The sequence below is a fragment of the Pseudomonas sp. 2822-17 genome (genome assembly GCF_002742485.1).
In the GTDB taxonomy this organism is placed as follows: domain Bacteria; phylum Pseudomonadota; class Gammaproteobacteria; order Pseudomonadales; family Pseudomonadaceae; genus Aquipseudomonas; species Aquipseudomonas cyclaminis.
On the sequence record NZ_LJRZ01000854.1, the window covers coordinates 1 to 273 of the forward strand.

The window sequence follows — 273 nt, forward strand, 5'->3', positions numbered from 1 at the left end:
ACCACAAATAGTAATTGTTATAAGCCACACCATTGTCCCATTTGTTCTCCTCAAATAACCAACTGTCGTTCTTAGTTTTTAAGTAAGTTAGCGTATTTTCTCTAACATTTGATAATTGATCCAAATAATAATCTATAGGTTTGTTATTAAGCTCACCTCTCGCTTTTTCACCTAGTCCTATCGCTGTCCCCCACTTCGAACTTTCCTCTTTCGTCAAACCTCTGCTTTGAAACGAGATCACTTGATGGACATATTCAATGGCAGCAATATGTG

1 protein-coding gene is annotated in these 273 nt (G+C 37.0%); it reads right to left on the reverse strand.

The window, feature by feature from the left end:
• Window positions 1–273: hypothetical protein (locus tag AOA60_RS33610; protein ID WP_218240937.1), on the reverse strand; the 273-nt coding region annotated here is incomplete at both ends.